The sequence below is a fragment of the Staphylococcus pettenkoferi genome (assembly GCF_002902685.1).
Lineage (GTDB): Bacteria > Bacillota > Bacilli > Staphylococcales > Staphylococcaceae > Staphylococcus > Staphylococcus pettenkoferi.
In genome coordinates, this window is record NZ_PPRN01000033.1 from 35,085 (window position 1) to 58,506 (window position 23,422).

General features: G+C 38.9%; 37 protein-coding genes. 35 read left to right on the forward strand and 2 right to left on the reverse strand.

Translation table 11 applies throughout. The features are described from left to right. Window positions 1-76 precede the first annotated feature (76 nt). Window positions 77-985 carry an AEC family transporter gene (locus CD126_RS06595; RefSeq protein WP_002471359.1) on the forward strand — a complete coding sequence of 303 codons (909 nt, stop codon included), beginning with the start codon at window positions 77-79 and terminating at the stop codon, window positions 983-985. Window positions 986-1,048: 63 nt separating this feature from the next. Here the strand turns inward: CD126_RS06595 and CD126_RS06600 are convergent, their stop codons facing one another. Beyond that, on the reverse strand, window positions 1,049-1,924 hold the full coding sequence (locus tag CD126_RS06600; protein ID WP_049407649.1) for a GNAT family N-acetyltransferase: 876 nt from the start codon (window positions 1,922-1,924) through the stop codon (window positions 1,049-1,051). A gap of 131 nt (window positions 1,925-2,055) precedes the next feature. On the opposite strand from CD126_RS06600, the gene CD126_RS06605 reads away from it, so the two are divergent. Next, window positions 2,056-4,194 (forward strand): DNA topoisomerase III, encoded by a 2,139-nt coding sequence (locus CD126_RS06605; protein WP_103370223.1) that lies wholly within the window; start codon window positions 2,056-2,058, stop codon window positions 4,192-4,194. A gap of 105 nt (window positions 4,195-4,299) precedes the next feature. Beyond that, window positions 4,300-5,634, forward strand: coding sequence for an NCS2 family permease (locus CD126_RS06610; RefSeq protein WP_049407652.1), 1,335 nt, complete (start codon window positions 4,300-4,302; stop codon window positions 5,632-5,634). 189 nt (window positions 5,635-5,823) lie between these two features. On the opposite strand, the gene CD126_RS06615 is transcribed toward CD126_RS06610, so the two are convergent. Next, complete coding sequence (locus tag CD126_RS06615) at window positions 5,824-6,204, reverse strand: hypothetical protein (RefSeq protein WP_049407654.1); 381 nt, start codon at window positions 6,202-6,204, stop codon at window positions 5,824-5,826. Between the two features lie 359 nt (window positions 6,205-6,563). Here CD126_RS06615 and rpsJ point away from each other — a divergent pair, with 359 nt between their 5' ends. The 32 genes from rpsJ (at window position 6,564) to CD126_RS06775 (ending at window position 23,416) form a co-directional block, all read left to right on the forward strand. Then, window positions 6,564-6,872 (forward strand): 30S ribosomal protein S10, encoded by a 309-nt coding sequence (gene rpsJ / locus CD126_RS06620; protein WP_002471362.1) that lies wholly within the window; start codon window positions 6,564-6,566, stop codon window positions 6,870-6,872. 27 nt (window positions 6,873-6,899) lie between these two features. Then, window positions 6,900-7,562, forward strand: a complete 663-nt coding sequence (gene rplC, locus CD126_RS06625; protein WP_049407656.1) for a 50S ribosomal protein L3 — start codon at window positions 6,900-6,902, stop codon at window positions 7,560-7,562. 26 nt (window positions 7,563-7,588) lie between these two features. Then, on the forward strand, window positions 7,589-8,212 hold the full coding sequence (gene rplD / locus CD126_RS06630) for a 50S ribosomal protein L4 (RefSeq protein ID WP_049407657.1): 624 nt from the start codon (window positions 7,589-7,591) through the stop codon (window positions 8,210-8,212). Continuing rightward, window positions 8,212-8,487 carry a 50S ribosomal protein L23 gene (gene rplW / locus CD126_RS06635; protein WP_002471342.1) on the forward strand — a complete coding sequence of 92 codons (276 nt, stop codon included), beginning with the start codon at window positions 8,212-8,214 and terminating at the stop codon, window positions 8,485-8,487. Before rplD ends, rplW begins: the two co-directional genes overlap by 1 nt. Window positions 8,488-8,518: 31 nt before the next feature. Beyond that, window positions 8,519-9,358: a 50S ribosomal protein L2 gene (gene rplB, locus CD126_RS06640; protein WP_103370224.1), complete on the forward strand. Its 840-nt coding sequence runs from the start codon at window positions 8,519-8,521 to the stop codon at window positions 9,356-9,358. A 66-nt stretch (window positions 9,359-9,424) separates the two neighbouring features. Beyond that, the gene (gene rpsS / locus CD126_RS06645) at window positions 9,425-9,703 is read left to right on the forward strand and encodes a 30S ribosomal protein S19 (protein WP_002471283.1); all 279 of its coding nucleotides are present in this window, start codon (window positions 9,425-9,427) and stop codon (window positions 9,701-9,703) included. 28 nt (window positions 9,704-9,731) lie between these two features. Beyond that, complete coding sequence (rplV, locus tag CD126_RS06650) at window positions 9,732-10,085, forward strand: 50S ribosomal protein L22 (RefSeq protein WP_002471313.1); 354 nt, start codon at window positions 9,732-9,734, stop codon at window positions 10,083-10,085. A 23-nt stretch (window positions 10,086-10,108) separates the two neighbouring features. Further along, window positions 10,109-10,762: a 30S ribosomal protein S3 gene (gene rpsC / locus CD126_RS06655; RefSeq protein WP_002471267.1), complete on the forward strand. Its 654-nt coding sequence runs from the start codon at window positions 10,109-10,111 to the stop codon at window positions 10,760-10,762. 2 nt (window positions 10,763-10,764) lie between these two features. Further along, window positions 10,765-11,199, forward strand: coding sequence for a 50S ribosomal protein L16 (gene rplP / locus CD126_RS06660; RefSeq protein ID WP_049407661.1), 435 nt, complete (start codon window positions 10,765-10,767; stop codon window positions 11,197-11,199). Continuing rightward, the gene (gene rpmC, locus CD126_RS06665) at window positions 11,189-11,398 is read left to right on the forward strand and encodes a 50S ribosomal protein L29 (RefSeq protein WP_000644737.1); all 210 of its coding nucleotides are present in this window, start codon (window positions 11,189-11,191) and stop codon (window positions 11,396-11,398) included. Before rplP ends, rpmC begins: the two co-directional genes overlap by 11 nt. Before the next feature lie 25 nt (window positions 11,399-11,423). Next, window positions 11,424-11,687 carry a 30S ribosomal protein S17 gene (gene rpsQ / locus CD126_RS06670; protein WP_002471371.1) on the forward strand — a complete coding sequence of 88 codons (264 nt, stop codon included), beginning with the start codon at window positions 11,424-11,426 and terminating at the stop codon, window positions 11,685-11,687. Window positions 11,688-11,716: 29 nt separating this feature from the next. Then, a complete protein-coding gene (rplN, locus tag CD126_RS06675; protein ID WP_002471341.1) occupies window positions 11,717-12,085 on the forward strand; it encodes a 50S ribosomal protein L14 in 369 nt (122 codons plus the stop codon). A gap of 37 nt (window positions 12,086-12,122) precedes the next feature. Beyond that, on the forward strand, window positions 12,123-12,440 hold the full coding sequence (rplX, locus tag CD126_RS06680; protein WP_002471259.1) for a 50S ribosomal protein L24: 318 nt from the start codon (window positions 12,123-12,125) through the stop codon (window positions 12,438-12,440). Between the two features lie 24 nt (window positions 12,441-12,464). Next, window positions 12,465-13,004: a 50S ribosomal protein L5 gene (rplE, locus tag CD126_RS06685; protein WP_002471285.1), complete on the forward strand. Its 540-nt coding sequence runs from the start codon at window positions 12,465-12,467 to the stop codon at window positions 13,002-13,004. A gap of 20 nt (window positions 13,005-13,024) precedes the next feature. Beyond that, on the forward strand, window positions 13,025-13,210 hold the full coding sequence (locus CD126_RS06690; RefSeq protein ID WP_002471303.1) for a type Z 30S ribosomal protein S14: 186 nt from the start codon (window positions 13,025-13,027) through the stop codon (window positions 13,208-13,210). 31 nt (window positions 13,211-13,241) lie between these two features. After that, a complete protein-coding gene (gene rpsH / locus CD126_RS06695) occupies window positions 13,242-13,640 on the forward strand; it encodes a 30S ribosomal protein S8 (RefSeq protein WP_002471330.1) in 399 nt (132 codons plus the stop codon). Window positions 13,641-13,664: 24 nt separating this feature from the next. Next, the gene (gene rplF, locus CD126_RS06700; protein WP_002471299.1) at window positions 13,665-14,201 is read left to right on the forward strand and encodes a 50S ribosomal protein L6; all 537 of its coding nucleotides are present in this window, start codon (window positions 13,665-13,667) and stop codon (window positions 14,199-14,201) included. 31 nt (window positions 14,202-14,232) lie between these two features. Continuing rightward, the gene (gene rplR / locus CD126_RS06705) at window positions 14,233-14,595 is read left to right on the forward strand and encodes a 50S ribosomal protein L18 (protein WP_002471319.1); all 363 of its coding nucleotides are present in this window, start codon (window positions 14,233-14,235) and stop codon (window positions 14,593-14,595) included. Between the two features lie 21 nt (window positions 14,596-14,616). Next, window positions 14,617-15,117, forward strand: coding sequence for a 30S ribosomal protein S5 (rpsE, locus tag CD126_RS06710; RefSeq protein WP_002471257.1), 501 nt, complete (start codon window positions 14,617-14,619; stop codon window positions 15,115-15,117). Between the two features lie 16 nt (window positions 15,118-15,133). Continuing rightward, a complete protein-coding gene (gene rpmD, locus CD126_RS06715) occupies window positions 15,134-15,313 on the forward strand; it encodes a 50S ribosomal protein L30 (RefSeq protein ID WP_002471339.1) in 180 nt (59 codons plus the stop codon). A gap of 16 nt (window positions 15,314-15,329) precedes the next feature. Then, window positions 15,330-15,770: a 50S ribosomal protein L15 gene (rplO, locus tag CD126_RS06720; RefSeq protein WP_002471248.1), complete on the forward strand. Its 441-nt coding sequence runs from the start codon at window positions 15,330-15,332 to the stop codon at window positions 15,768-15,770. Then, window positions 15,770-17,062, forward strand: coding sequence for a preprotein translocase subunit SecY (gene secY, locus CD126_RS06725; RefSeq protein ID WP_103370225.1), 1,293 nt, complete (start codon window positions 15,770-15,772; stop codon window positions 17,060-17,062). The genes rplO and secY overlap by 1 nt, the downstream gene beginning before the upstream one ends. Before the next feature lie 17 nt (window positions 17,063-17,079). Beyond that, the gene (locus tag CD126_RS06730) at window positions 17,080-17,730 is read left to right on the forward strand and encodes an adenylate kinase (protein ID WP_002471357.1); all 651 of its coding nucleotides are present in this window, start codon (window positions 17,080-17,082) and stop codon (window positions 17,728-17,730) included. Window positions 17,731-17,895: 165 nt separating this feature from the next. Next, entirely contained in the window at window positions 17,896-18,114 is a 219-nt protein-coding gene (infA, locus tag CD126_RS06735; protein WP_002471350.1) for a translation initiation factor IF-1, read from the forward strand. A 31-nt stretch (window positions 18,115-18,145) separates the two neighbouring features. Then, window positions 18,146-18,259, forward strand: a complete 114-nt coding sequence (gene rpmJ, locus CD126_RS06740; RefSeq protein WP_002471372.1) for a 50S ribosomal protein L36 — start codon at window positions 18,146-18,148, stop codon at window positions 18,257-18,259. Between the two features lie 22 nt (window positions 18,260-18,281). Next, a complete protein-coding gene (gene rpsM, locus CD126_RS06745; protein ID WP_002471272.1) occupies window positions 18,282-18,647 on the forward strand; it encodes a 30S ribosomal protein S13 in 366 nt (121 codons plus the stop codon). Window positions 18,648-18,670: 23 nt separating this feature from the next. Continuing rightward, window positions 18,671-19,060 carry a 30S ribosomal protein S11 gene (rpsK, locus tag CD126_RS06750; protein ID WP_002471279.1) on the forward strand — a complete coding sequence of 130 codons (390 nt, stop codon included), beginning with the start codon at window positions 18,671-18,673 and terminating at the stop codon, window positions 19,058-19,060. A 76-nt stretch (window positions 19,061-19,136) separates the two neighbouring features. Further along, on the forward strand, window positions 19,137-20,081 hold the full coding sequence (locus tag CD126_RS06755; RefSeq protein WP_049407669.1) for a DNA-directed RNA polymerase subunit alpha: 945 nt from the start codon (window positions 19,137-19,139) through the stop codon (window positions 20,079-20,081). Between the two features lie 23 nt (window positions 20,082-20,104). Beyond that, window positions 20,105-20,473, forward strand: a complete 369-nt coding sequence (gene rplQ, locus CD126_RS06760; RefSeq protein WP_002471309.1) for a 50S ribosomal protein L17 — start codon at window positions 20,105-20,107, stop codon at window positions 20,471-20,473. A 480-nt stretch (window positions 20,474-20,953) separates the two neighbouring features. After that, window positions 20,954-21,763, forward strand: coding sequence for an energy-coupling factor transporter ATPase (locus tag CD126_RS06765; protein ID WP_103370226.1), 810 nt, complete (start codon window positions 20,954-20,956; stop codon window positions 21,761-21,763). Beyond that, window positions 21,760-22,620, forward strand: coding sequence for an energy-coupling factor transporter ATPase (locus CD126_RS06770; protein WP_103370227.1), 861 nt, complete (start codon window positions 21,760-21,762; stop codon window positions 22,618-22,620). Before CD126_RS06765 ends, CD126_RS06770 begins: the two co-directional genes overlap by 4 nt. Then, window positions 22,610-23,416: an energy-coupling factor transporter transmembrane component T family protein gene (locus tag CD126_RS06775; RefSeq protein ID WP_049407675.1), complete on the forward strand. Its 807-nt coding sequence runs from the start codon at window positions 22,610-22,612 to the stop codon at window positions 23,414-23,416. The genes CD126_RS06770 and CD126_RS06775 overlap by 11 nt, the downstream gene beginning before the upstream one ends. Window positions 23,417-23,422: the final 6 nt, after the last annotated feature.

The window sequence follows — 23,422 nt, forward strand, 5'->3', positions numbered from 1 at the left end:
TTGCTTCTAAACTAACTGTCATCTGTGTTAAAGTAAATCAGTATGGTAATTTCTGATGTTTGAAAGAAGGGATAGTGTGACGCTTCAGTTTATTATAATCATCGTCTTAATTGCACTCGGCTATTTCTTGAAACGTATGAATTTCTTTAAAGCGAACGATAGTCAAGTACTTGCCACACTCGTGATTAATGTGACCTTGCCTTCACTCGTAATCGTTAATCTGAATAGCGCCGATTTAGATATTTCCTTATCTATTCTGCCTATCATGATGATTCTTTATGGTGTGATCGCGAAAGGAATTATGCTCTGGTTGTTCATGAAACACAATAAGCAGGTACGAGGAACGATGGGTATGATGATAGCATCACTTAACATTGGTATCTTTGCTTATCCATTAGTGGAAGCGATTTGGCCTGACAAAGGGCTCATTTACTTCGGTATGGCTGATATTGGTGGCGCCATTGTGATGTTTGGTATCACGTATCTCGTGGGCAGTCATTACAGCAGCAATGGTCAGCCGTTTAGCTTTAAACAACTCGTGATCAGCTTAGTTAAATCTGTTCCACTCGTAACTTACGTGGTGATGTTTATCTTAAATATGTGTAACATCCATTTGCCTTCCGCGATGATTCAGTTCTTCGATGTACTAGGAAAGGCCAATATGCCACTTTCAATGATATTATTAGGCTTAATGTTGAACTTTAATATCGAGAAACATTTCTTACCGCTTGCCTGGAAATATATTCTTTGCCATTATGCACTCGGTGTTATCGCAGGACTGCTCATTCACTTCTTCTTACCAGTGAGCGATCCGATGATTAAATCCACACTACAAGTGGCTTGGTTGTTACCTGTTGGCGTAGCAATTATCCCATATGCACTTCAGTTTAGATACAAGACCTTGCCGTTAATCGGTATGGCGTCGAATAGTACGATATTAATCAGCATTATTATCCTCTATCTCTATCAGGCCATCGCAGTTTGACGGTTAAAAATAAAGGTCGGAAGTACAGGTGTATGCGTCCTGCTTCCGACCTTTTCTACGTTGTTATTGAAGATTGTTAGCGACGAATTTAAATTTCTTATACTCGTTATTAACCACGAAACCAAGTTCGTTAAAGCGTTCGACCAGCTTACTATTTTTACTCCGAATTTTAAAGTAGACTTTTTTCAGCTCATAGTGTGTAAAAGCAAAATGTAGGACATATTTCAATAAGTCAAACGCAATACCTTTAAAGCGATAATCACGATGACTCGTGAAATATTTGATCTCTGCGATGCGATTGTTAGGGTTCACTTGAAGATAAACGTACCCTTTTAATAAACCTTCAGACATATAAATAAACAAACGGTTATACTCATCCAATGCGTCTACAATGTCTTCTGCACTCATTTCTGCTCGCTTAAAGGCTTTGTCATGTAGTTTGCGAAACGCTCTAAAGTAAGCCTTGTGATATTCAGTAATTGTAGGATGGGATGATGCGAGTGCTTCGGATTGTTCAGGGTAAGCTTCTAAGTAATAATCTGTAAAGTTGTAAGCGACGTCCAGCGCTTTCATCTCACGTGCATACGTTTGAGTTTGTGCTTCATAAGAGAAATTGAAATTCGCTTCTGGTGGTTGCGCTTGATACATGTGCTTAAACAGAGCATCTTGATCTTCAATCGACAAAGTGTAACCTGTTTGAACGATAGGGCCGATGACTTTAAAGCGTTGGGTATCATATGTAAAAGCAAAGAGGACGGCTTTGATGTCATCATCTTCGACTAACGCAAAGACACCTGGATTGTCTATCGCTTGTTCAAGCATTTGATTGATATGTGCATGTTCTTGAGGAAGTTTATAAAGGTATGACGTCTTGTTATAATCTGCATGTTCGACAAAGTTGAGTATGGTCTGAGTATCAGTGAGTTGAATTATATTCATATCAATGGCCTCCGTATGAGTTTGATATTGCGTAATCTTGGGTTCTTACTTAACCTTATTATATGTAGAAACGGCTAACGTATCAAATCGACGTGTTACAATAGACTAACTAGAGGAGAAAGGAAAGAGTTATGAAATCATTAATATTAGCAGAGAAGCCTTCTGTAGGTAAAGATATTGCACAGGCTTTACATATCGATCAACAACGTAAAGGTTACTTCGAGAATAAAAAATATATCGTTACGTGGGCGTTGGGACATCTTGTGACGAATGCTACACCAGAACAGTACGATAAAAGCTGGAAAGAATGGCGTTTACAAGATCTACCTATCATTCCTAAATATATGAAATCTGTCGTTATACCGAAGACGAAACACCAATTTAACACGGTGAAATCTTTGCTGACGCGTAAAGATGTTAAGGAGATTATTATCGCTACAGATGCAGGACGTGAAGGAGAACTTGTCGCACGTTTGATACTGGATAAAGTTAACAATAAAAAGCCAATCAAGCGTTTATGGGTAAGTTCTGTGACGCGTAAAGCTATTCAAGAAGGTTTCAAGCATTTACAGGATGGGCGCAAATATAATTCACTGTATCGAGCGGCACTTGCTCGTAGCGAAGCGGATTGGATTGTAGGTATCAATGCGACACGTGCACTGACTACGAAATACGATGCACAACTTTCACTCGGTCGTGTACAGACACCTACGATTCAACTTATTCAAACGCGACAAGAACAGATTAATCACTTTCAACCTCAAGAATATTTCACGTTAAGTGCGCGCATTAACGGAGCAGACTTCAAATGTGAACAACCGCGCAACGTTTCTGATAAAGAGCAGTTGCAATCACTCATTCAACAATTGAAAGGGCAGCAGGCGAAGGTTGTCAAAGTGAATGAGAAACAGAAGAAATCTTATCCGCAACATTTATTTAGTTTAACGGATTTACAAGAAGCAGCGTACAAACGCTATCGTTTCACTGCTAAAGAAACATTGAATACACTTCAGAATCTCTATGAGCGTCACAAACTAGTCACGTACCCTCGTTCAGATTCAAATTATTTAACGGATGATATGCTAGGCACGTTAAAGGAACGTTTAGAAGCGGTGATGCCAACGTCACTGAAACCGCTTGCGAAAGTTTGTCGTCAGACGCATTACACTCAGAAGAGCCGTTTTATTAATAATAGTAAGGTGTCAGATCACCACGCCATCATTCCAACTGAGGTGCGTGTAGATCTGAATGCTTTGTCGGCGAGAGAACAGAAGCTTTATATGCTCGTGGCTGAACGTTTCGTTGAGAACTTACTTCCACCAGAGCGCTATAGCCAGCTTACAGTTACTGCACAAATTGGTGAGCATCCTTTCGTTTTCAAAGAGCGTGTGACTCAGGAGTTAGGGTATAAATCAGTGAGTCAGGGAGATAAAGCGGTTGCGTCGTCCACTGTGCATTTTACTCAAGGGAAAGATTATGCTGTCACAAACTTTAATATTCACAGCCATCATACTGAGCCGCCTGAATACTTTAACGAAGGTAGTTTGTTAAAAGCGATGGAGAATCCTCAGAAATATATTGAGGTGCAGAACAAGAAGTATGCTGAAACGTTGAAGTCTACGGGAGGTATCGGTACAGTAGCTACGCGTGCAGATATTATAGAGAAATTATTTAACATGAATGCGATTACGCAAAATAATGGAAAAATTAAAGTTACTAGCAAAGGAAGACAAATTCTTGAATTGGCACCTCAACAGTTAACTTCTCCGATTATGACAGCGGAGTGGGAAGATAAGTTGAGCCAAATTGAACGTGGTCATTACAATGCAGGTCAGTTCATGAAAGAGATGAAAGCTTTCACTCAAGAGATCGTAGCTGAGATTAAGGCCAGCGAGCAAAAATATAAACACGATAATCTAACTACCACTGAATGTCCAACATGTGGGAAGTTTATGATTAAAGTGAAGACGAAACATGGCCAGATGTTAGCGTGCCCAGATCCGGCTTGTAAGACGAAGAAGAATGTACAACAGAAGACAAATGCGCGTTGTCCGAACTGTAAGAAGAAATTGACGCGCTTTGGTAAAGGGAAACAAGCCGTTTATCGTTGTGTCTGTGGCCATAGTGAAACGCAAGCACAGATGGATCAACGTCATAAAAATAAAAAGACAGATCGAGTATCTAAGAAAGATATGAAGAAATACATGGGGAAAGACGAATCGATGCAGAATAACCCGTTCGCAGATGCGCTCAAAGATTTGAAATTATAGTTTGAGACGGTTTAAAATCTTAGAAAAATTGCTGACGGTTATTGTAATATCAACGTTTTAGTATTAAACTGTTAGAGTATTTGTGTAATAAAAGGAGAACTTACAGTGAAAAAATACTTTGGTTTTCAAGAACATGAGACGAACTTCAAAAGAGAAATTCTCGGTGGATTAACGACCTTTCTCAGCATGGCTTACATCTTAGCGGTCAACCCACAAGTGTTGAGCCTTGCTGGTGTTAAAGGTGTATCTGATAGCATGAAGATGGACCAAGGCGCTATTTTCGTGGCGACAGCCTTAGCTGCCTTCGTCGGTTCTTTATTTATGGGGCTGATTGCTAGGTATCCAATCGGTCTAGCTCCTGGCATGGGGCTGAACGCCTTTTTTGCTTTTACCGTAGTACTAACGATGGGCATTCCGTGGCAAGTCGGCTTGACGGGCGTGCTTTGCTCCGGTATCTTCTTTGCGATACTGACAGTGACAGGTTTGCGTGAGGTTATCATCAATGCCATTCCTTATCAGATGAAGATGGCGGTATCGGCAGGCATAGGTTTATTTATTACTTTCGTCGGCTTACAAAGTTCCGGGATTATCACTAAGAACGATTCCACACTCGTCACTTTAGGACAACTTACAGATGGGGCTGTATTACTAGCCATCTTTGGGATTATCATTACGGTCATTCTATATGCCTTGAAAGTACCTGGTGCGATATTCATCGGTATGGTTATTACATCAATTGCAGGTATGATTACAGGTCAGATACATACACCAACGAGTATCGTAGGTAAAATTCCTAGTATCGAACCTACCTTTGGTGCGGCATTTGATGCCTTTAAGGATCCTGGACAATTGTTCTCAGTCCAATTCTTAATAGTCATCCTGACGTTCTTATTTATTGATTTCTTTGATACAGCAGGTACGCTCGTAGCAGTGGCAACGCAAGCAGGCATCATGAAAGACAACAAACTGCCACGTGCAGGACGTGCATTGTTCTCTGACTCATTAGCGACAATCGTAGGTGCGATCTTTGGTACTACAACGACTACTTCTTATATCGAGTCAAGTTCAGGCGTAGCAGTAGGTGCGCGTACAGGTTTCGCTAGTGTAGTTACGGGATTCTGTTTCTTGTTAGCAATCTTCTTTAGTCCATTAATGGCCGTCGTTACGAGTGCAGTGACGACACCTGCACTTGTGGTGGTCGGTGTGCTTATGGCGGCAAACTTTGCTGAAATCAATTGGAAACAGTTTGAGATTGCAGTGCCAGCATTTGTGACGATTATCATGATGCCACTCTCATATTCCATTGCGACAGGGATTGCATGTGGCTTTATCTTCTATCCGATCACAATGTTGATCACTAAAAAGCATAAGCAAATTCATCCGATTATGTATGTACTCATGATTCTCTTTATTCTATATTTCGTGTTTGTGCATGGATAATTAAGAAGGGTTTAGGTCTAACAACGTTGTTGTTGAACCTAAACCCTATTTTTATTCGTCTGAGATAGTAAAAAGAGAATAGTATATGTGAGCACAAAATCGCTTTAGTATTATCCCATTCTCTAATTTTATGTTTCGCATGAGTTACTTTCATCTTAAAGTTAACATCTTACGAGCTGATAATTTTAATTAATGACGTTTTTCATCATTATAAATTGTCTTAGCATGACGGTTCGGAATATAAACAGGTGCTGAGAACACAATAAATAGGAAGAAAATCATCAAGAAGAATAGAATCCAGTGTGTTATCAACCCTACGATAGGGATAATCGCAATAATCGAACCGATAAGACCAATAAATGGAATGATTGCCATAGGTTTTATTGAATTCTGACGATCAGCAAGTAATATGATTAGAACGACTGCATATAAGAACGCGTTAAAGAAGAGGGGGGACCAGCCACCGTGAACGATAATGAGTCCACCTAAAAATGGGATTCCGTACACGCATTCATCTATAATAAGGATAATACTGAGTATAATTAGTGTTAATCGCACACCATTTCTCATTAATTATTAACCACCTTTGTAATATTCTTACCTATAATATACCATATTAAAAAAGAATATTAGAGTGATACGAAGTTTGGTAAGATGAATCTTAGAAAAAATCCTGGAAAAGGTGTTGAAGTACGCTCTAATATACAGTACAATAACAGGGTATGTGTTAGACAAAAAGTTTAATTAAAGGTAAGCGAAAGGTTGATAAATCAACGCATTTCGTGTATTATAGCTAATGTTGGACTTTTAGAAAACGCGATGAAGCGAAAGGTTACTGACACACCCGGCCGCTTTGCCATGGCGTTGTGTGAGATAGTTTTCGTGGAGAAGTCTATCACTTAAATGTAGACGAATAAGGAGGGTAAATTATGGCAAAACAAAAAATCAGAATCAGATTAAAAGCTTATGATCACCGAGTGATTGATCAATCAGCAGAGAAGATTGTTGAAACAGCTAAACGTTCTGGTGCAGATGTTTCTGGACCGATCCCATTACCAACTGAAAGATCAGTTTACACAATTATCCGTGCGGTGCATAAGTACAAAGATTCTCGTGAACAATTCGAACAACGTACACACAAACGTTTAATCGACATTGTAAACCCTACACCAAAAACAGTAGACGCTCTTATGGGCTTAAACTTACCATCAGGTGTAGACATCGAAATTAAATTATAATAGATAACTATAGGAGGTGGACTTTCGATGACCAAAGGAATCTTAGGAAGAAAGATTGGGATGACACAAGTATTCGGAGAAAACGGTGACTTAATCCCAGTAACAGTAGTAGAAGCAGGACAAAACGTTGTCCTTCAAAAGAAAACTGAAGAGGTTGACGGTTACAACGCAATCCAAGTAGGTTTTGAAGATAAACAAGGATACAAAAAAGGACGTAAATCAAACAAATTTGCGAACAAACCAGCTGAAGGTCATGCTAAAAAAGCTGACACAGCACCTAAGCGCTTCATTCGTGAATTCAGAAACGTTAACGTTGATGAATACGAAGTAGGTCAAGAAGTCTCAGTAGATACATTTGAAACTGGCGATGTAATTGATGTAACAGGCGTATCTAAAGGTAAAGGTTTCCAAGGTGCTATCAAACGCCATAACCAAGGACGTGGACCAAGTTCACACGGTTCTCACTTCCACAGATCACCTGGTTCAGTAGGTATGGCATCTGACGCATCTAAAGTATTCAAAGGTCAAAAAATGCCAGGTCGCATGGGCGGTAACACAGTTACAGTACAAAACTTAGAAGTAGTTCAAGTCGATACTGACAATAACGTAATCCTAGTTAAAGGTAACGTACCAGGCCCTAAAAAAGGATTCGTAGAAATCACAACTTCAATCAAAAAAGGTAATAAATAATAACGGACGAAAGGAGGAAATGCATAATGGCTAATTATGATGTAGTAAAAGTAAACGGATCTAAATCAGGTTCAGTTGAATTAAATGATGCAGTATTTGCAATCGAACCAAATAACGATGTTCTTTTCGAAGCTATCAATTTACAACGCGCTTCATTACGCCAAGGTACGCACTCTGTAAAGAATCGTTCTGAAGTAAGAGGCGGTGGCCGTAAACCATGGAGACAAAAAGGTACAGGACGTGCACGTCAAGGTACTATCAGAGCTCCACAATGGCGTGGTGGTGGTATCGTATTCGGACCAACACCAAGAAGCTATAGCTACAAGATGCCTAAGAAAATGCGTCGTTTAGCTTTACGTTCAGCATTATCTTACAAAGTACAAGAAAATGGATTCACAGTAGTAGATGCATTCAACTTTGATGCACCAAAAACTAAAGAATTCAAAAACGTACTTACTAATTTAGAACAACCTAAGAAAGTATTAGTAGTAGTTGAAGGCGAAGATGTAAACGTTGAATTATCAGCACGCAACATCCCAGGCGTTCAAGTTACTACAGCTGAAGGTTTAAACGTATTAGATATCTCAAGCGCTGACAGTGTAATCATTACTGAAGCAGCTGCGAAAAAAGTTGAGGAGGTGCTCGGATAATGGAAGCAAGAGATGTTATTAAGCGCCCCGTAATCACTGAGAAATCATCTGCAGCAATGGCAGAAGATAAATATACATTCGATGTTGCGACTACTGCAAACAAGACACAAGTTAAGATTGCAGTTGAAGAAATCTTCGATGTAAAAGTGGACAAAGTTAATATCATTAACTATAAACCTAAGAAGAAACGTATGGGACGTTATCAAGGTTACACAAACAAACGCCGTGTAGCTATCGTTAAATTATCAGAAGGATCAATCGATCTATTCAACTAAAAATAAGTTACCAATAAGGAGGTAAGCGACAATGGCTCTTAAAAAATATAAGCCAATAACAAATGGTCGTCGTAATATGACTACGTTAGACTTCGCTGAAATTACGAAGACTAAACCTGAAAAGTCATTATTACAGCCGCTACCGAAAAGAGCGGGACGTAACAACCAAGGTAAAATGACAGTACGCCATCATGGTGGCGGACATAAACGTCAATACCGTGTTATCGATTTTAAACGTAACAAAGATGGAATCACTGCTAAAGTTGATTCAATTCAATATGATCCAAACCGTTCAGCAAACATTGCATTACTTGTTTACGCTGATGGTGAAAAACGCTACATTCTTGCTCCAAGAAACTTAAAAGTAGGACAAGAAGTAGAAAGTGGCGAAAATGCAGATATCAAAGTAGGTAACGCATTACCACTTCAATTCACTCCAGTAGGTACAGTAATTCACAATATCGAACTTAAACCAGGTAAAGGTGGACAACTTGCTCGTTCAGCTGGTGCAAACGCACAAGTACTTGGTAAAGAAGGTAAATACGTACTTATCCGCTTAAAATCAGGTGAAGTACGCATGATCCTTTCAACTTGCCGTGCTACGATTGGTCAAGTTGGTAACCTTCAACACGAACTTGTTAACGTTGGTAAAGCAGGTCGCTCAAGATGGAAAGGTATCCGTCCAACAGTTCGTGGTTCTGTAATGAACCCTAACGATCACCCTCACGGTGGTGGTGAAGGCCGTGCTCCAATCGGTATGCCATCTCCAATGTCACCATGGGGTAAACCAACGCTTGGTAAGAAAACACGTCGCGGTAAAAAATCATCTGATAAATTTATCGTTCGTAGACGTAAGAAGAAGAAAAAATAATTCTAAAAACTTATTAGTGTGTGCGGCGTAATCGCTGCACGCCATAATAAGAAGGGAGGCGCCAAAATGGCTCGTAGTATTAAAAAAGGACCTTTTGTCGATGATCACTTAATGAAAAAAGTTGAAGCGCAAAGCGGTAATGACAAAAAGCAAGTAATCAAAACTTGGTCACGTCGTTCAACTATTTTCCCTAACTTTATCGGTCACACATTCGCAGTACATGACGGTCGTAAACACGTACCTGTATATGTTGTCGAAGACATGGTTGGTCATAAATTAGGTGAATTCGCACCAACTCGTACTTTCAAAGGTCACGCAGCAGACGATAAAAAAACAAGAAGATAATATCTAACAAGTAGAGGAGGACAATCCAATGGAAGCAAAAGCGGTTGCAAGAACAATTAGAATCGCACCTCGTAAAGTTAGACTTGTATTAGATCTAATTAGAGGAAAAAGTGCTGGGGAAGCTCTTGCTATCTTAAAGCTAACAAACAAAGCTTCATCACCAGTCGTAGAAAAATTATTAAATTCCGCTTTAGCAAATGCTGAGCATAACTATGACATGAACACAGACGAATTAGTAGTTAAAGAAGCATATGCTAACGAAGGACCAACGCTTAAACGTTTCCGTCCACGTGCACAAGGTCGTGCAAGTGCGATCAACAAACGTACAAGCCATATTACAATCGTCGTAAGTGACGGTAAAGAAGAAGCGAAAGAAGCTTAATAATACTTTAAGGAGGGAACACTGTGGGTCAAAAAATTAATCCAATCGGACTTCGTGTCGGTGTCATCCGTGACTGGGAAGCAAAATGGTACGCAGAGAAAGATTTTGCTTCATTATTACATGAAGACTTAAGAATCCGTAAATTTATTGATAAAGCATTAAAAGAGGCTTCAGTATCTCACGTGGATATTGAACGTGCTGCGAACCGTATTAACATTGCTATCCATACAGGTAAACCAGGTATGGTAATCGGTAAAGGCGGTTCAGAAATTGAAAAATTACGTAACCAAATCAATGGTTTAACTGATAAAAAAGTACACATCAACGTAGTTGAAATTAAGAAAATCGATTTAGATGCTAAATTGGTAGCTGAAAACATCGCTCGCCAATTAGAAAATCGTGCTTCATTCCGTCGTGTACAAAAACAAGCGATTTCAAGAGCTATGAAACAAGGAGCTAAAGGTATTAAGACTCAAGTTTCAGGTCGTTTAGGCGGAGCTGACATCGCTCGTGCAGAACAATACTCAGAAGGAACTGTTCCACTTCATACACTACGTGCTGACATCGGTTACGCACATGCTGAAGCAGACACAACTTACGGTAAGTTAGGTGTCAAAGTATGGATCTATCGTGGAGAAGTTCTTCCTACTAAGAACACTAGTGAAGGAGGAAAATAATAATGTTACTACCAAAACGTGTAAAATATCGTCGTCAACATCGTCCGAAAACAACTGGACGTTCTAAAGGCGGTAACTATGTAACATTTGGTGAGTACGGTATCCAAGCGACAACAACATCTTGGATTACTTCTCGTCAAATCGAATCAGCTCGTATTGCTATGACACGTTACATGAAACGTGGCGGGAAAGTTTGGATCAAAATCTTCCCTCATACACCATACACTGCTAAACCATTAGAAGTACGTATGGGTGCTGGTAAAGGTTCAGTAGATGGCTGGATCGCTGTTGCAAAACCAGGTCGTATCTTATTCGAAGTAGCAGGTGTTAGCGAAGAAGTAGCACGCGAAGCATTACGTTTAGCAAGTCACAAACTTCCAGTTAAAACTAAGTTTGTAAAACGTGAAGAATTGGGTGGTGAAACAAATGAAAGCTAAGGAAATTAGAGACTTAACCACTTCAGAAATCGAAGAACAAATCAAATCTTCCAAAGAAGAGCTTTTTAACCTACGCTTTCAGTTAGCTACAGGTCAATTAGAAGAAACTGCACGTATCCGCACAGTTAGAAAAACTATTGCGCGTTTAAAAACTGTCGCTCGTGAAAGAGAGATTGAACAAAGTAAGGCTAATCAATAATTAAATGAAAGAGGAGGTTACAAAAGTGAGCGAAAGAAATGATCGTAAAGTTTATGTTGGAAGAGTCGTTTCTGACAAAATGGATAAAACAATCACAGTTCTTGTTGAAACTTACAAAACACACAAATTATACGGCAAACGTGTAAAATACTCTAAAAAATATAAAACACATGACGAAAACAATTCAGCTAAATTAGGGGACACTGTTAAAATCCAAGAAACTCGTCCTTTATCAGCTTCAAAACGTTTCCGTTTAGTAGAAATTATTGAAGAATCAGTAATTATTTAATAAAACATTGAGATAAAGGAGGTTTAACTATGATCCAACAAGAGAGTCGCTTAAAGGTTGCAGACAACTCTGGTGCGCGTGAAGTACTAACTATCAAAGTATTAGGTGGATCTGGTCGTAAAACTGCGAACATCGGCGATATTATCGTTGCAACTGTTAAAAATGCTACACCAGGTGGCGTTGTCAAAAAAGGTGACGTTGTTAAAGCGGTTGTAGTTCGTACTAAATCAGGCGTTCGTCGTAAAGACGGTTCTTATATCAAATTTGATGAAAATGCATGTGTCATCATTCGTGACGACAAAGGCCCACGTGGTACTCGTATCTTCGGACCTGTTGCACGTGAATTACGTGAAGGTAGCTTCATGAAAATCGTTTCATTAGCTCCAGAAGTACTATAATTTTAACTTAATCAATTAACACTAAGGAGGTGCCCACATGCATATCAAAAAAGGTGACAACGTAAAAGTTATCGCAGGTAAGGACAAAGGTAAAGAAGGTCAAGTACTTGAAACTCAACCTAAACATGACCGTGTCGTAGTTGAAGGTGTGAACGTAATCAAGAAACACCAAAAACCAACTCAATTCAATCCTGAAGGTGGAATCTTAGAAACAGAGGCAGCAATCCATGTTTCTAACGTACAATTATTAGACCCTAAAACAAATGAACCTACACGTGTTGGTTACAAATTTGTAGATGGTAAAAAAGTCAGAGTAGCTAAGAAATCTGGCGAAGAAATCAAATCTAATAATTAATAATTAGTGAAAGGAGGATCCACTTTGAACCGTTTAAAAGAAAAATTTAACTCAGAAGTTACTGAGAACTTAGTGAAAAAATTCGACTATAGTTCAGTAATGCAAGTACCTAAAATTGATAAAATTGTAGTGAACATGGGTGTAGGTGACGCTGTTCAAAACTCTAAAGTATTAGACAATGCTGTTGAAGAGTTAGAACAAATCACTGGTCAAAAACCATTAGTAACTAAAGCGAAAAAATCAGTCGCTACATTCCGTTTACGTGAAGGTATGCCAATCGGTGCGAAAGTTACACTTCGCGGTGAAAGAATGTACGAATTCCTAGATAAACTTATCTCAGTTTCATTACCACGTGTACGTGACTTCCACGGTGTTTCTAAAAAATCATTTGATGGTCGTGGAAACTACACATTAGGTGTTAAAGAACAACTTATCTTCCCTGAGATTGATTATGATAGAGTAAGCAAAGTACGTGGAATGGATATCGTCATCGTTACTACTGCTAACACTGACGAAGAAGCTCGTGAGTTATTAACTCAATTCGGTATGCCATTTCAAAAATAACTCTAAAGGAGGCTAATTAAATGGCTAAAAGTTCAATGGTAGCTAAACAAAAGAAAAAACAGAAGTTCTCAGTACGTGAATACACACGTTGTGAACGTTGTGGACGCCCACATTCTGTATATCGTAAATTCAAATTATGCCGTATTTGTTTCCGTGAATTAGCTTACAAAGGCCAAATCCCTGGCGTTCGTAAAGCAAGCTGGTAATACAAACAAGTCTGAAAGGAGGCAACAATCAATGACAATGCAAGATCCAATTGCAGATATGCTCACTCGCGTGCGTAACGCTAACATGGTACGTCACGACAAATTAGAGTTACCTGCATCAAATATCAAAAAAGAAATCGCTGAAATCTTAAAAAATGAAGGTTTCATCAAAAATGTTGAATTTGTAGAAGACGATAAACAAGGTGTTATTCGTTTATTCTTAAAATATGGTCAAAACAACGAACGTGTAATCACTGGTTTAAAACGTATTTCTAAACCTGGTTTACGTGTTTACGCTAAAGCTGATGAAGTTCCTAAAGTATTAAACGGTTTAGGTATTGCATTAGTATCAACATCAGAAGGTGTTATCACAGATAAAGAAGCTAGAAAACGTAATATCGGCGGAGAAATCCTAGCTTACGTTTGGTAATAATTAACAAGGAGGTGCGATAACATGAGTCGTGTTGGTAAAAAAGTAATCGAAATCCCTAATGACGTAACAGTTTCTATCGACAACAATACAGTGACTGTTAAAGGTCCTAAAGGCGAATTATCAAAAACATTAAGTGAGAGAATGACTTACAAACAAGAAGATAACGCATTAGAAGTTATCCGACCTACTGATTCTCAAGAAGACAGAACAGTACACGGTACAACTCGTGCTTTAATCAACAATATGGTACTTGGTGTATCACAAGGTTTCAGCAAGTCTCTTGAACTTGTTGGTGTAGGTTACCGTGCTCAAATGCAAGGTGAGAACTTAGTACTTAACGTTGGTTACTCTCACCCAGTAGAAATCAAAGCTGAAGACGGTATCAGCTTCTCAGTTGAAAAGAACACAAACGTGACGGTATCTGGTATTTCTAAAGAATTAGTTGGAGCTACTGCTTCAAACATCCGTTCAGTAAGACCTCCAGAACCTTACAAAGGTAAAGGTATTCGCTACAAAGATGAATACGTTCGCCGCAAAGAAGGTAAGACTGGTAAATAATAAATAACACTCTATAGAAAGGAGTATTGACATGATCAGCAAAATTGATAAAAACAAAGTACGTTTAAAAAGACATGCTCGTGTTCGTACTAAATTATCTGGTACAGCTGAGAAGCCTCGTTTAAACGTTTATCGTTCAAACAAACACATCTATGCTCAAGTTATCGATGATGTGAAAGGCGAAACTTTAGCACAAGCTTCAACTAAAGATAAAGAACTTGCTAACGAATCAGGTTCTAAAGTTGAAATGGCTTCTAAAGTAGGCGCAGCAGTCGCTAAAAGAGCTCAAGACAAAGGAATCTCTACAATTGTATTTGACCGTGGAGGTTACTTATATCACGGTCGCGTGAAAGCTTTAGCAGAAGCTGCACGTGAAAACGGATTAGAATTTTAATTTAAAAGGAGGGACACTTAAATGGCTCGCAGAGATGAAGAAACTAAAGAATTTGAAGAACGCGTTGTAACGATTAACCGTGTTGCTAAAGTTGTAAAAGGTGGACGTAATTTCCGTTTCACTGCATTAGTTGTAGTCGGAGACAAGAATGGTCGCGTAGGTTTCGGTACTGGTAAATCTAAAGAGGTACCTGAAGCGATCAAAAAAGCTGTTGAAGATGCTAAGAAAGAACTTATCGAAGTTCCTCGTGTTGAAGGTACTACACCTCACACAATCACAGGACGCTACGGTTCAGGAAATGTCTTCATGAAACCAGCTGCTCCTGGTACTGGTGTAATCGCTGGTGGTCCAGTTCGTGCCGTACTTGAATTAGCAGGTATCACTGACATTTTAAGTAAATCATTAGGTTCAAACACACCTATCAACATGGTGCGTGCAACAATTAACGGTTTACAAAATCTTAAAAACGCTGAAGATGTTGCTAAATTACGCGGCAAATCAGTTGAAGAACTTTACAATTAAGGAGGGAATATAAGTTATGGCTAAATTACAAATTACCCTCAGTCGTAGTGTGATTGGTCGTCCAGAAACTCAACGCAAAACAGTTGAAGCACTTGGATTAAAAAAGACTAACTCTACAGTAGTTGTTGAAGACAACCCAGCAATTCGTGGTCAAATCGACAAAGTAAGTCACTTATTGACTGTTGAAGAAAAATAATTAAGGAGGTGCCGAAATGAAATTACATGAGTTAAAACCAGCAGAAGGTTCTCGTAAAGAACGCAACCGCGTAGGTCGTGGTGCAGCTACAGGTAATGGTAAGACAAGTGGTCGTGGACAAAAAGGTCAAAAAGCACGTTCAGGCGGTAATATCAAACCAGGCTTCGAAGGTGGCCAATTACCTCTATTCCGTCGTTTACCTAAACGTGGTTTCACTAACATCAACCGTAAAGAGTATGCTATTGTTAACTTAGACCAACTCAATAAATTTGAAGATGGTACTGAAGTAACTCCTGCTCTTTTAGTTGAATCTGGTGTAGTGAAGAACGAGAAATCAGGTGTTAAAATCCTAGGAAAAGGTTCACTAGAGAAAAAATTAACAGTGAAAGCTCATAAATTCTCTGCTTCTGCAGCAGAAGCAATTGATGCTAAAGGCGGAGTACACGAGGTGATTTAATGTTTCAAACGCTCGTGAACTTCTTCAAGACTAAAGAAGTTCGTAATAAAATATTTTTTACTCTCGCGATGTTAGTTATTTTCAAAATTGGTACTTATATACCAGCACCGGGCGTAAACCCTAATGCCTTTGATCAGCAACAAGGTTCTCAAGGTGTCACTGATCTGTTAAATACATTCGGTGGCGGCGCCTTGAAGAACTTTTCAATCTTTGCGATGGGAATTATGCCATATATCACTGCTTCTATCGTTATGCAGTTATTACAAATGGACATTGTTCCTAAGTTCTCAGAGTGGGCAAAACAAGGTGATGTAGGGCGGAAGAAATTAACGAACGTAACTCGTTATTTCGCCGTTATACTTGCTTTCGTTCAATCTATTGGTATGGCATTCCAGTTCAACAACTATTTGAAAGGTGCTTTGCTCATTGATCAAAGCATCATGAGTTATCTACTCATCGCAGTAGTGTTAACGACTGGAACTGCATTTCTTATGTGGTTGGGTGAACAAATCACTCAATTTGGTGTTGGTAACGGTATTTCAATTATTATCTTCGCCGGTATCCTGTCAACATTACCGTCGTCAATCAACCAATTCTATCAACAAGCCTTTGTAGGCGCTGAAGATGTCTCAATGGCATGGTTGAAAGTTATTGGTCTTGTCGTCGGTTTGATACTTTTAACTATTGGTGCGATTTACGTACTACAAGCGCTACGTAAAGTGCCAATTCAGTATGCGAAGAAACAATCAGCACAAAGAATAGGTTCACAAGCAACGTATTTACCTTTAAAGGTCAACTCTGCAGGGGTTATTCCGGTAATCTTTGCGATGGCGTTCTTCTTACTTCCAAGAACGTTAACGCTCTTCTTCCCTGATGCAGATTGGGCACAGAAAGTTTCTAGTGTAGCCAATCCATCAAATAATATCGGAATGATAGTTTATATTATCTTGATCATCGCATTCACTTATTTCTATGCTTTCGTTCAAGTTAACCCTGAAAAGATGGCTGACAACCTTAAGAAACAAGGAAGTTATGTTCCAGGAATTCGTCCTGGTGAACAAACTAAAAAATATATTACTAAAGTCTTGTATCGTTTAACTTTCGTTGGCTCTATCTTCTTAGCAGTTGTAGCGATATTACCAATCCTAGCTACGAAGCTTATGGGCTTACCACAATCCATCCAGGTCGGTGGTACAAGCTTACTCATCGTTATCGGTGTTGCCATTGAAACGATGAAGAGCTTAGAAGCGCAAGTGAGTCAGAAAGAATATCGAGGCTTTGGTCGTAGATAATCTGTAGGAGGGCACTTATGAATATCATTTTAATGGGTTTACCTGGTGCAGGAAAAGGAACTCAAGCGAGTGAAATCGTAAAGAAATACCCAATCCCTCATATATCTACTGGTGATATGTTCCGTAAAGCGATTCGTGAAGAAACTGAGCTTGGTAAGAAAGCGAAGTCATTCATGGATCGTGGCGAATTAGTACCAGATGAGGTGACTGTTGGTATCGTTAAAGAAAGACTTTCTGAAGACGATGCTAAGAAAGGATTCTTACTCGATGGATTTCCTCGTACAATTGATCAAGCAGAAGCACTCAACGACATTATGAGTGACTTAAATCGTGAAATCGAAGCTGTGATCAATATTGAAGTTCCAGAAGAGGAATTGATGAATCGCCTAACTGGTCGCAGAATTTGTGAAAAATGTGGTACTACGTATCATCTTGTGTTCAATCCTCCGAAAGTTGAAGGTGTATGTGATCTTGATGGCGGTAAATTATATCAACGTGAAGATGACAACCCTGAAACTGTTTCAAATCGTCTGAAAGTCAATATTAAACAATCTAAACCGATCTTAGAGTACTATGATCAAAAAGGTGTATTGAAAAATATTGACGGAGCTAAAGATATCGATGATGTCACTTCAGATGTGATTCAAATCTTAGATGATTTAAAATAATGTGTGAAAGTTAAGTTAGACTCATTTAATCATTACGAGAGTGACGATATGTACATTCTTGATGTTTAAGTGCTGACACTTAGCACTTTTAAAATGAAAGAAATTTCATTAACACAGTATTATCCATCCAAGATCATGAACTATTGCAAAAGGAGGAAGTAACCGATGGCAAAACAAGATGTAATCGAACTTGAAGGTACAGTATTAGATACTTTACCAAATGCAATGTTTAAAGTAGAATTAGAAAATGGTCATGAAATTTTAGCACATGTGAGTGGTAAAATTAGAATGAATTATATTCGTATTCTACCTGGTGACAAAGTAACTGTTGAAATGTCTCCGTACGATTTATCTAAAGGTAGAATCACTTACCGTTATAAATAATCGTCACTCCATAATATAGGGAGGTATAAAAATGAAAGTAAGACCATCAGTAAAACCAATTTGCGAAAAATGTAAAGTCATTAAACGTAAAGGTAAAGTAATGGTAATTTGTAGCAATCCTAAGCACAAACAAAAACAAGGATAATAAAAGAGAGGTGTAATCAAATATGGCACGTATTGCAGGAATCGATATTCCTCGTGAAAAACGAGTTGTTATTTCATTAACTTATATATACGGTATCGGTACTTCAACTGCTAACAAAATTGTTGAAGAAGCTAACGTTTCAGCAGATACTCGTGTAAAAGATTTAACAGATGACGAATTAGGTCGTATCCGTGAAGTAGTAGACGGTTACAAAGTTGAAGGTGACTTACGTCGTGAGAAAAACTTAAACATTAAACGTTTAATGGAAATCTCTTCTTACCGTGGTATCCGTCACCGTCGTGGCTTACCAGTTCGTGGTCAAAAGACTAAAAACAATGCTCGTACACGTAAAGGCCCAGTTAAGACTGTAGCTAATAAGAAAAAATAATAGGTAAAGGAGGCAGAATATAAATGGCACGTAAACAAGTATCTCGTAAACGTAAAGTCAAAAAGAATATTGAGAACGGTGTAGCGCACATCCGTTCAACATTCAATAACACAATCGTAACTATTACTGACGAATTCGGTAATGCATTATCATGGTCATCAGCAGGTGCACTTGGTTTCAAAGGTTCTAAAAAATCAACACCATTTGCTGCACAAATGGCTTCAGAAACAGCTTCAAAATCTGCAATGGAACATGGTCTAAAAACTGTAGAAGTAACTGTTAAAGGTCCTGGACCTGGTCGTGAATCAGCTATCCGTGCGTTACAATCAGCTGGTTTAGAAGTTACTGCTATCCGTGACGTAACTCCAGTTCCACATAACGGTTGTCGTCCACCAAAACGTCGTCGCGTATAATTTTTGATTGTTATTGTCCGAGGGCACTGAGCAACAGTAAATAATAAGTCGACGTATTCGAGGAGGATATTATTAAATGATAGAAATCGAAAAACCTAGAATTGAAACAATTGAAATTAGTGAAGATGCTAAATTCGGTAAGTTCGTTGTTGAACCACTTGAACGTGGCTACGGTACTACACTAGGAAACTCCTTACGTCGTATCCTACTATCTTCATTACCAGGTGCAGCCGTTAAATATATCGAAATCGAAGGCGTATTACACGAGTTCTCAGCAATCGATAATGTAGTTGAAGATGTTTCAACAATTATTATGAACATCAAGAAACTAGCTTTAAAAATCTATTCTGAAGAAGATAAGACGCTAGAAATCGATGTTAAAAATGAAGGCGAAGTAACTGCAAGCGACATTACACACGATAGTGATGTTGAAATACTAAATCCTGATCTTAAGATTGCAACGGTTTCTAACGGTGGTCATTTAAAAATCCGTCTAGTTGCAAACAAGGGTAGAGGTTACGCATTAGCAGAACAAAACAACACTAGTGATTTACCAATTGGAGTTATTCCTGTTGATTCACTTTATTCTCCAGTTGAACGTGTAAACTACACAGTAGAGAATACACGTGTTGGACAAAGCAGTGATTTCGACAAACTCACACTAGATGTTTGGACTAACGGTTCTATTACGCCACAAGAGTCAGTTTCATTAGCAGCAAAAATTATGACTGAACACTTGAACATCTTTGTAGGATTAACTGATGAAGCACAAAATGCTGAAATCATGATTGAAAAAGAAGAAGACCAAAAAGAAAAAGTACTTGAAATGTCTATCGAAGAATTAGACTTATCAGTACGTTCTTATAACTGTCTTAAACGTGCAGGCATCAATACTGTTCAAGAGTTAGCAGATAAATCTGAAGCAGATATGATGAAAGTACGTAACTTAGGTCGTAAATCTCTAGAAGAAGTTAAATACAAACTCGAAGATTTAGGACTTGGACTCAGAAAAGAAGATTAATATAGAATAAAGGAGGTTAACTCATGGCTTACAGAAAACTAGGACGCACTTCTGATCAACGTAAAGCAATGCTTCGCGACTTAGCGACTTCATTAATCGTAAGTGAGCGTGTTGAAACTACAGAAGCTCGCGCAAAAGAATTACGCAAAATCGTAGAAAAATTAATCACTTTAGGTAAAAAAGGTGATTTAGCATCTCGTCGTAACGCTGCTAAAACATTACGCAACGTTAAAATCTTAAACGAAGATGAAACAACTCAAACTGCACTTCAAAAATTATTCGGCGAAATCGCTGAACGTTACACTGAACGTCAAGGCGGGTACACTCGTATCCTTAAAGTTGGTCCTCGTCGTGGTGATGGTGCTGAATCAGTAATCATCGAACTCGTATAATTAAGATAGAAACGATTCTTTAAATACACTAACTACTATATTTAAAGCAAATGAGTGCAATGATAATGTTTGCCACATACAAATATTGTCTAGCTCAGAGCACCTCATCCAACTAAATTTGAACTAAGCGTGAACTCATGATGGGGTGCGCGCTTTTTTATATTCAGCAATATATAACGAAACCCTTTTATCGTTATAGAGCAGTCAGGTAATGAGCTCATCAATCTATTTAATGAGCTTATTCATACATAATTTAGGCATAGTGAAACATATCGACATAACCCGTGGATGACTCACAACATCATCTGCGGGTTAAATCGTTTCAAACTGGGAAACTTTAAAGATAGTGGAAGTGAACTAGTCTGACAGAATGTAGCCCATCATGTTCGTACACAGACTCGTCCATCGTCTAGTCATATACACTAAAGGGTAATTCGTGTACAATATATAGCAAGTGCAAGATAAACGGAGGTTCAAAGCATGGAAAGCTTCGATTCGGTAATCACGTTTGAAGATATTTCCTTTCGATATCAAGAGGAAGGACCCGCAATATTAGAATATATTAACTTTGATATCCCACGTGGCAAATGGACATCCATAGTGGGACATAATGGATCAGGCAAGTCAACTTTGACTAAACTAATGATGGGAATAGAACATCCTCAAGAAGGACAGATCTATTTCAATCAACAACCGATATCCGATATGGAATTAGAAACGTTGCGTAAACATATTGGAATTGTCTTTCAGAACCCTGAGAACCAATTTGTCGGTTCCACTGTTGAATTTGATGTTGCGTTTGGTTTGGAGAATCATTCGACAGATTACGAAACGATGCACCGAATCGTTCCACAGGTGTTGGAAGATGTAAATATGTTTCAATACAAAGACAGCGAACCCTCCGCGTTATCTGGTGGACAAAAGCAACGCGTCGCAATTGCAGGCGTGCTTGCTCTAAATACGGACGTCATCATACTAGATGAAGCAACCTCTATGTTAGATCCTGAAGGTCGCAATGAGCTCATCACTTTGATTAAAAGGCTACAGGCAGAGAAGAACGTGACAATCATCTCAATCACACATGATTTAAGTGAAGTCGTTGATTCTGACTATATGATCGTGATTGATCAAGGACGCGTTTATACAGAAGGATCGCCCCAATCTGTTTTTGATTCACAACATGATTTAGAACACATTGGTCTCGATTTGCCTTTTGCGATGCGTATGTATAAAGCTTTAGGGCATGAGACTCAATATGTGACCTATGACGAGTTGGTGAAGATGTTATGATGATTCATTTTCAAGAAGTAGAGCAAGTCTATCAACCAAAGACACCTCATGAGTTTGTCGCATTAAAAAATGTCACTACACAGTTTGACGGAGGTAAATATTACGCGATCATCGGCCATACAGGCTCAGGAAAGTCCACACTTATCCAACATATTAATGGCTTGCTGAAACCGACTAAAGGGTCAGTCGATGTCAATGGCACGCGTATTACCGCAAAGACGAAAGACAAGGCTTTACGAGATATTCGTAAACATGTAGGAATGGTCTTCCAATTTCCTGAATCTCAACTATTCGAAGACAATGTAGAACGTGAAATTCGCTTCGGTCCGCAGAACTTCAAGATGGATCAAGAAGAGGTGCTCAAGCGGGCGAAAGCTTTATTCAAAGAGTTTGGCTTTCAGGAAGATATTATGGCACGCTCACCATTCCAGATGTCTGGGGGTCAAATGCGCAAGATCGCATTAACTTCAATATTAGCTATGGATCCTAACGTGATCATACTCGACGAACCTACTGCAGGCCTAGATCCACATAGTAAGTTACAAGTGATGCAGTTGATTAAAAGGCTCCAGAAAGAAGAAGGCAAGACGATCATTCTGATATCACATGAGATGAATGATGTAGCTCAATATGCGGATGAAGTCAAAGTGATGCGACAGGGTCAAGTGGTCGAGACATTGACACCACGTGAGTTGTTTAGCGACCCAACTAGAGTTGAAGCGCTCCATTTAGAGTTGCCTGATATCGTTCAACTTCAGAGAGATGTTGAACATCGTCATCAAATAAAATTCGAACGTACCGCTTTAACTGAAGAAGAATTTGTAGCGATGTATAAGGAGTGGCAGCATGAAAGATAAATTTATACTCGGCCGCTATTTACCGTTAGACAGTGTCATTCATCGTTTAGACCCACGCGCGAAGTTTATCTTTGTCTTTCTGTTTATTATACTCGTCTTTTTCGCTCACTCGGTTGCGACTTATCTATGGCTATTCCTGCTGATCTTTTCAGCCATGCAGCTTGCGAAGATTCGACCATGGTATATTGTAAAAGGGCTAACGCCATTGTGGATATTTTTAGCGCTCACCTTTGTGATGCATCTCTTCCTAACTAAGGGAGGAACGCGACTCATTCAGGTAGGCATGATCTCGATTGATTCCAATGGGATTATTGAAGGAATCTACATCGTGCTGCGATTGATGTTCATCATGATGATTTCAACCATTTTAACATTGTCTACAAGCCCATTAGATTTAACACATGCCTTTGATAAACTACTTTCGCCATTAAAGTTGGTCAAAGTACCCGTGCAACAGTTGAGTTTGATGATGTCGATTGCTTTACGCTTTATACCGACGTTAATGGAAGAGTTAGACAAGATTATTCTTGCGCAGAAATCGCGTGGATCTGAAATCAGTTCAGGAAGTCTCATCACACGGTTGCGGGCGTTCGTACCTTTATTGATCCCGCTATTTATCTCGGCATTTCAACGAGCAGAAGATTTAGCGATTGCGATGGAAGTGAGAGGTTATGATGTTGATCGAGAACGTACCAACTACCGTCGACTCCACTGGAAATTCAAGGATACTTGCTTCCTACTATCGATCATTCCAATCGCGCTTATTCTATTTGGATTAAAATACTTAGGAGTGTAATTACGA